We start from the raw sequence: 7,219 nt of genomic DNA on the forward strand, positions 1-7,219 counted from the left end.
GTGGGTATATACGTTCAGTGTTCCGTTCTTTTTTTAAGAGCGGTGATTGCTTTACTTTTTTTACATCATGTCTGTCTTATTCAGGTGACTATAGCACTGAGGTTCCACCTCTTCCCATTCCGAACAGAGAAGTTAAGCTCAGTCACGCCGATGGTACTGCGTAACAGTGGGAGAGTAGGTAGTTGCCGTTTTCTGAAGCCCCTGTATTCCGGAATAGGATACAGGGGCTTTCTGTTTTGGTACCCTAACCACACACATCATCACCACACCACACGCCCCTCCCTATCATCACATCACGCCCCAACACGTCCCACCACCCACATCACTCACCGCCACATCACACGCCCTTCCCTATCATCACTACATCACACGTCCCACCACTTGCCACACGCCCCAACACATGCATACACATTACGCACCACCTGTCACCGCATACATACCACCACACCCACACATACCTATACATACCCATACCACATACCACCACGCGCTTTGCAACAGAAAAAGCTCATTGTACGGTTGTACCTCTTTTTTCTATACCGCTTCCTTGAAGGATTTATTTCTGTACAGTTTGTTTCCATGCTGCTGCTCTTACCTGCGGGATGTTGTTACGTTGCAGTCTGTTCCTTTCTTGTATATGAAGAACAACAGGTACAAACTCGCTGTTGGGGTTATAGGAAACTGTGCGGTATCACGGTTTCCAGACTGTTCTTTTTATCTTCCTTTGTATGTCTTGCCGGGACAGACCTTTAAATCTATATTGACGACTGGTATAGCCTGAGTGCACGACAGTGTAATTCTTGAAAATCTTATCTTTGCCTGAAACTACGGTTCGCTTTGTCAGATTTTATCGGCTCAGTTGTAAATCTTGGGGATTAACTATGGCATGGCGAGAGGGTTCCTGTGCGGTATCATGGTTTTCATGCTGTTCATTTTATCTCCTTTTGTATGTCTTGCTGGGACAGACCTTTAAATCTGTATTGGTGACTGATACTGTCTGACTGCACGACAAGGGAAGGTGTTGGAGTGTTATTGCATTGCTGGGTTATAATGTTATAATGTTATGATGTAATCGGATAAGCCTCTATTTAATGATGTTACTGCCGGTTAGGGAGTGCGGATGCCTTTGGCAATTATATACCGGACTACGGTACATATTTCGTTATCCTTTTTTTAATCCAATGGAAGTAACAGATATTTGGAAAAGCCTTTTGCAGTGGTAGAGAAAGTTTTGGATGATTATAGGCTTATAGAAATCCTTACTCTCCGTCCTTTGATTGAGTATGTCGTTTAGGTAGGAAGTGTTTCTCTTTTCGAGATAAATGATAGCTTCACTGTTTGCTTTCGTGCGTATTTATCCGTAAGGTATCTTTTGAAAAAGGTCTATAATCGGTTGAACCTATGTAGAAGATTAATTTAAAGGTAAAGATAAAAGGATTAAGATTTAATCTTTGGGGGCTTTATATTGGGGTAACAAATCTTGTGAAGATAGTAATTCGATTGTGAATATTCTGGGGCAGCATAAAAAACAAGGGGCTTTCTTCTTGTTTAGGCTGACTATAATTTATACCTAAACAAAGAAGCCCTTAGGTTTTTACGTTGACTCTCTTTCACATCTGAGATGCTGAAATAATCCAGTGTCTCTTCAGAAAGAAGGAAACGGTAACCGCTGGTTTCTATAATCGCTAATGATTTGTTGCAGGTAAAGATAGGATTTTATCAGATATACTCCTCTGATTTTTACATTGCCCCGGTTTTACGTTGCCCCATTCTTATTAGAGGGAAGGGAGAGGAGAAATAAAAAAGACCGCTAATTTAGCAGTCTTTTTCTTTAGTTGCGGAGGCCTGACTCGAACAGACGACCTTTGGGTTATGAGCCCAACGAGCTACCAACTGCTCCACTCCGCGATGTTTTGTGGGTGCAAAGGTACGGCTTTTATTTGAATATGCAAATAAAAGCTGATTTATTTTTCATAAAAAATGTACTGATATACATAATGACTTGATAAATAGCCGGATAAAATATAGACATCTCTTATCTGCTGGACTGTTCAGTTGTTAATAAAATGTGCTTTTGTTTGTGATATATGAGGAAATATCTTACTTTTGCACAAATTATTAAGCAATGTGCAATTAGTCTATGGCCGTATCGAAGACAAAAGCTAAATTAGTGGATGTAGCCCGTCAGTTATTTGCTAAAATGGGTGTTGAGAATACCACAATGAATGATATCGCCCTCGCTTCTAAAAAAGGTAGGAGAACGCTCTATACCTATTTTAAGAGTAAGGAGGATATCTATATGGCTGTCGTAGAGTCGGAACTGGACATGCTTTCGGATATGATGAAGCGTGTGGCGGAGAAAGATATCTCGCCGGACGAAAAGATGATTGAGATGATATATACACGTCTGGACGCAGTGAAGGAAGTGGTGTTCCGTAACGGTACGCTCCGGGCTAATTTCTTTCGTGATATCTGGCGGGTGGAAAAGGTACGCAAACGTTTTGATGCCAAAGAGATATTGCTGTTTAAGGATGTGTTGCGTGAGGGAGTGGAGAAGGGAGTATTCCGGATTGACGATATCGATATGACTGCCGAATTGGTGCATTATTGCGTAAAGGGCATCGAAGTGCCTTATATCCGCGGGCATATCGGTGCAAAGCTGGATGATGCGACGCGTGATAAGTATGTTGTCAACCTTGTGTTCGGTGCATTGCATAGAACCTGAAAAGTGCTATATAGAACTTGAAGGTGTCGCATAAAACTTGAAGGCATTGCATAGAACTTGAAGATGCCGTATAGAACCTAAAGACACTGTATAGAATATAAAAAACATTTAATCAATAATTTAAAAATAGTATGGGATTATTAGACGGAAAAACAGCCATTGTAACCGGAGCCGCTCGCGGTATCGGTAAGGCTATCGCATTGAAGTTCGCTCAGGAAGGAGCTAATATAGCATTCACCGACCTGGTGATTGATGAAAATGCCGAGGCTACGGCAAGGGAAATCGAAACGCTGGGTGTGAAAGCCAAAGCGTATGCCTCTAATGCAGCCAGCTTTGAGGATACTGCCAAGGTAGTAGAGGCGATTCATGCAGACTTCAGCCGCATCGATATTCTGGTGAACAATGCAGGTATCACTCGCGACGGCCTGATGATGCGTATGACCGAGCAGCAATGGGATATGGTTATCAACGTGAACCTGAAATCCGCTTTCAACTTTATTCACGCTTGTACTCCGATTATGATGCGCCAGAAATCCGGTAGCATTATCAATATGGCTTCTGTGGTAGGTGTTCATGGCAATGCCGGCCAAGCCAACTACTCGGCTTCCAAGGCAGGTATGATTGCATTGGCTAAATCTATCGCACAGGAGCTGGGCTCTCGCGGCATCCGTGCCAACGCCATTGCTCCGGGATTCATTATGACGGCTATGACCGATGCCTTGTCCGAAGAAGTGAAGGCGGAATGGTGCAAGAAGATACCTTTGCGTCGCGGCGGAACGCCCGAAGACGTTGCCAACATCGCTACTTTCCTGGCTTCTGATATGTCTTCTTATGTATCGGGACAGGTAATTCAGGTAGACGGTGGTATGAATATGTAAGATAACGGCGGATGAAAGAATTGAATGATTGAAGAATAAAAACGTTTAGAGCTTTCATTCTTTCATTTCCGAATTATTAATCTTGAATAATTATGACTGTCGTATACGAAGACAATCATATCATCATAGTCAACAAGACCGCTTCCGAGATAGTTCAGGGAGACAAGACGGGCGATACGCCGCTTTCGGAAACCGTAAAGCAGTATCTCAAGGAGAAATACCGAAAGCCCGGTAATGTCTTTATCGGTGTTACGCATCGCCTGGACCGCCCCGTAAGCGGTCTTGTCGTTTTTGCCAAAACCAGTAAGGCGCTTACCCGCCTGAATGGAATGTTCAGGGACAGCGAGGTGAGGAAAACCTATTGGGCAGTGGTAAAGAACCGCCCCTACGAGCCGGAAGGCGAGCTGGTGAACTACCTGGTGCGCAACGAAAAGCAGAACAAGAGCTATGCGTACGATAAGGAAGTGCCGGGCAGCAAGAAAGCAGTTTTGCATTACCGGCTCATAGCCAAGTCGCAGAACTACTATTTGCTGGAGATAGACCTTAAGACCGGGCGTCATCACCAGATACGCTGCCAGTTGGCGAAAATGGGATGTCCCATTAAGGGAGACTTGAAGTACGGTTCGCCCCGTTCCAACCCGGACGGTAGCATCTGCCTGCATGCGCGTTTTGTCCGCTTCGTACATCCGGTGTCCCGGGAACTGATAGAAGTGGAAGCTCCCGTACCTGCCGGCACCCCCTGGAATGGCTTTGAAATGATTGGATAACCTGTTAACAACGAATTCGATGAAAAAGATTCTGATTCTCTCGGGACTGTCTCTGCTTGCGGCACTTGCAGTCCGGGCACAAGATAAAGTGACCGAATACAATGTACGTCCTGCCGTGGTGGTGCGCACGCCGGTTCAGGGCGACAGCATCAACTTCACAGGTGAAAAGTTCACTACCGCCGAGCTGCTGAAAACCGACATCAGCCTTGACTTCGACGGGCGCCCTTACGAACGCATGTCGGCGGATACGGCGGGCTATGTACGGGTGACGAAGGCGGATAAAGACAATTTGTTCTATTTGTTTGCCACCAACCTGCGTGCGGAACGCTTTATGAAAGGAAAGCTGAATATCTATTCTCCCGCACGCTTCGAGGTATTTGTAAACGGTGTTTCCAAGCAGTCGAAGACGACGGCAGAAGACAGTCTGTCGCAGGTTTTTCCTTCGGTGCTCAGCTTGCGCCTGGAGCCGGAGGCGGACTATGAGATAGTTGTTAAACTGTTGTCGGCGGCGGCTGATAAAGCCGCCCCCGCGTTGAAGTGCGAGTTTGAGAAAGACAAGGAGTTCGCCGATGTCGGTTACCGGATTGCCCCTGATTTAAAGAAACGTTTCGCTTTGTACAACACGGCCTTCGGGAGCCGGGTACGTTCGGTGAGCCTTTCTCCCGACGGCAAGTATCTGCTGACTTGCTATGCGGACAATTATTCTTTGAAACGTTCGAGGACACGTTGCGAGCTGACCGAACTCAAAACCGGCAAGGTGATACTGCCCGATGCCGATGCGAAAATGCGTTGGATGCCCCGCAGCAATAAACTCTATTATACCGTAACCGGTAAACGGCGGAACGATTTGATTGTGTTCGACCCGGTTACCGTGCGCGAGGAAGTATTGCTGGAGGATGTTCCCGAGGGGTATTTCACTTGGTCGCCCACGGAGGATTACCTCATCTACTCTCCCGAGGATAAAGGAGAAGCGGCCGGCGCACCTTTGAAACGCCTTCTTCATCCTGACGACCGTATCCCCGGTTCCCGTTCCCGCAATTATCTCGTGAAGTACGACCCCACTACCGGTCTTTCCGAACGCCTGACCTATGGCAGCCATGCAGTGTACCTGAACGATATATCCTCCGACGGCAAGAGGCTCTTGTGCTCTACTTCCAAGTCGAACATCACCGAATGCCCTTTCTCCCTCACGTCTATATTCGAGATAGATTTGGCTACGTTACAAGTGGATACGCTGGTAGCATGGGACCCTTATGTAAACAGGGCTGCTTATTCTCCCGACGGGAAGCAACTCGTGGTAACCGGCAGTCCTATGGCTTTCAACGGGATAGGGAAGAACTGCGGCGGGCATCCTATAGCCAATGATTTCGACACCCAGGCATTCATTGTGGATAAGGCGGCGGGAAAGGTCGTTCCTATAACGCGCAATTTCAATCCCTCCGTTGATTTCCTGCAATGGAACCGTGTGGACGGCTGCATCTATTTCAATACGACGGACGAGGACTACCGGCATATTTACCGCTACACTCCGAAGACGGATAGTTTTGAAATGTTGCCGCTCCGGGAAGATGTGATTGCCTCCTTCGACCTGGCGGAAAACAACCCGGCGGTTGCCGCTTACGTAGGCGGCGGCAACACCAGTACGGGAGTTGCCTATACATACGATGCGAAGAAGAAAACATCTGCTCTGCTTGCCGACCCGATGAAGCCCGTACTGGATAAGATAGAAATGGGCACGATGAAAGAATGGAATTTCACGGCGGAGGACGGTATGGAGATTAAGGGTATGATATGCTTGCCGCCGGCTTTCGACCCGGATAAGAAATATCCGCTTATCGTTTATTACTACGGCGGAACTACGCCTACCACCCGCGGCATCACTTCGCCTTACTGTGCGCAGTTGTTTGCCTCCCGCAACTATGTGGTTTACGTTATCCAGCCCAGCGGTGCTATCGGTTACGGCCAGGAATTCTCCGCCCGCCATGTCAACGCATGGGGCGAGCGTACCGCCGATGAAATCATCGAGGGAACGAAGAAATTCTGCGCCGCGCATCCGTTCGTTAACAGTAAGCGTATCGGGTGTATCGGAGCATCCTATGGCGGTTTCATGACGATGTACCTGCAAACGAAGACGGACTTGTTTGCCGCTGCCGTTTCGCATGCGGGTATCAGCAACGTAACCAGTTACTGGGGAGAGGGCTATTGGGGATACTCCTACAACTCCGTTGCTGCCGCCGGGAGTTATCCGTGGAATAACCCCGACCTGTTTACCAAGCATGGAGCATTGTTCAATGCGGATAAGATAAAGACTCCGCTGCTGTTGCTGCACGGTACGGCGGATACGAATGTACCTGTCGGCGAAAGCATACAGTTGTACAACGCATTGAAGATATTGGGTAAACCGGTGGAATTTATAACGGTAGAAGGCGAGAACCATTTCATCAGCGATTATCCCAAGCGCGAGTTGTGGCACAACTCTATCATGGCATGGTTTGCACGCTGGTTGCAGGATAGTCCGGCGTGGTGGAACGACCTCTACCCGGAAAGACACTGGTAGGAAAGATTAAAAAGGGATATTCAGTAAATGTCCCTAAAAATCAAGATGGCATATGAAGATGATAGAGCATACTCACTTCATATGCCATTTTTATAGTCCTATTCCTGTAATTTCTCACACAATCTTACCCTACAAGACATGACGCTCGGGAAGAAGTCTGAAGACATCTTCTGCCTCTGCCTGTAAAATCATATCATGCCGCTTTCACCGTCCTGTTCCTGATCTTGTCTATCATCAGTACGGCATTTGCCGTATGTATTCCAAAGAAAATCCACAGGATTTCCGTCTTCCT

At 47.0% G+C, this 7,219-nt stretch carries 5 protein-coding genes, 1 tRNA gene and 1 rRNA gene; 5 read left to right on the forward strand and 2 right to left on the reverse strand.

The annotated features are described in order from the left end of the window. Positions 1 to 80 precede the first annotated feature (80 nt). A 5S ribosomal RNA gene (gene rrf / locus C233_RS0121840) occupies positions 81 to 191 on the forward strand. Positions 192 to 337: 146 nt separating this feature from the next. On the opposite strand, the gene C233_RS25010 is transcribed toward rrf, so the two are convergent. Both C233_RS25010 and C233_RS0121845 read right to left on the reverse strand, forming a co-directional pair. Beyond that, positions 338 to 472: a hypothetical protein gene (locus tag C233_RS25010; RefSeq protein WP_279615240.1), complete on the reverse strand. Its 135-nt coding sequence runs from the start codon at positions 470 to 472 to the stop codon at positions 338 to 340. A gap of 1,363 nt (positions 473 to 1,835) precedes the next feature. Then, positions 1,836 to 1,908 (reverse strand) — tRNA-Met (locus C233_RS0121845). A gap of 232 nt (positions 1,909 to 2,140) precedes the next feature. On the opposite strand from C233_RS0121845, the gene C233_RS0121850 reads away from it, so the two are divergent. From C233_RS0121850 to C233_RS0121865, 4 genes are all read left to right on the forward strand, one after another. Then, complete coding sequence (locus tag C233_RS0121850) at positions 2,141 to 2,725, forward strand: TetR/AcrR family transcriptional regulator (RefSeq protein ID WP_018669589.1); 585 nt, start codon at positions 2,141 to 2,143, stop codon at positions 2,723 to 2,725. Positions 2,726 to 2,856: 131 nt separating this feature from the next. Next, positions 2,857 to 3,603, forward strand: coding sequence for a 3-oxoacyl-[acyl-carrier-protein] reductase (fabG, locus tag C233_RS0121855; protein ID WP_018669590.1), 747 nt, complete (start codon positions 2,857 to 2,859; stop codon positions 3,601 to 3,603). A gap of 92 nt (positions 3,604 to 3,695) precedes the next feature. Further along, entirely contained in the window at positions 3,696 to 4,370 is a 675-nt protein-coding gene (locus C233_RS0121860; protein ID WP_018669591.1) for an RluA family pseudouridine synthase, read from the forward strand. 19 nt (positions 4,371 to 4,389) lie between these two features. After that, positions 4,390 to 6,927 carry a prolyl oligopeptidase family serine peptidase gene (locus tag C233_RS0121865; protein ID WP_018669592.1) on the forward strand — a complete coding sequence of 846 codons (2,538 nt, stop codon included), beginning with the start codon at positions 4,390 to 4,392 and terminating at the stop codon, positions 6,925 to 6,927. Positions 6,928 to 7,219 lie beyond the last annotated feature (292 nt).

The sequence above is a fragment of the Bacteroides gallinarum DSM 18171 = JCM 13658 genome (assembly GCF_000374365.1).
In the GTDB taxonomy this organism is placed as follows: domain Bacteria; phylum Bacteroidota; class Bacteroidia; order Bacteroidales; family Bacteroidaceae; genus Bacteroides; species Bacteroides gallinarum.

Bases quoted from the DNA above. Each gene is read 5' to 3' on its own strand.
- C233_RS25010 (WP_279615240.1), bottom strand. From the start codon at position 472: ATGGGTATGTATAGGTATGTGTGGGTGTGGTGGTATGTATGCGGTGAC.
- C233_RS0121850 (WP_018669589.1), top strand. From the start codon at position 2,141: ATGGCCGTATCGAAGACAAAAGCTAAATTAGTGGATGTAGCCCGTCAG.
- fabG (WP_018669590.1), top strand. From the start codon at position 2,857: ATGGGATTATTAGACGGAAAAACAGCCATTGTAACCGGAGCCGCTCGC.
- C233_RS0121860 (WP_018669591.1), top strand. From the start codon at position 3,696: ATGACTGTCGTATACGAAGACAATCATATCATCATAGTCAACAAGACC.
- C233_RS0121865 (WP_018669592.1), top strand. From the start codon at position 4,390: ATGAAAAAGATTCTGATTCTCTCGGGACTGTCTCTGCTTGCGGCACTT.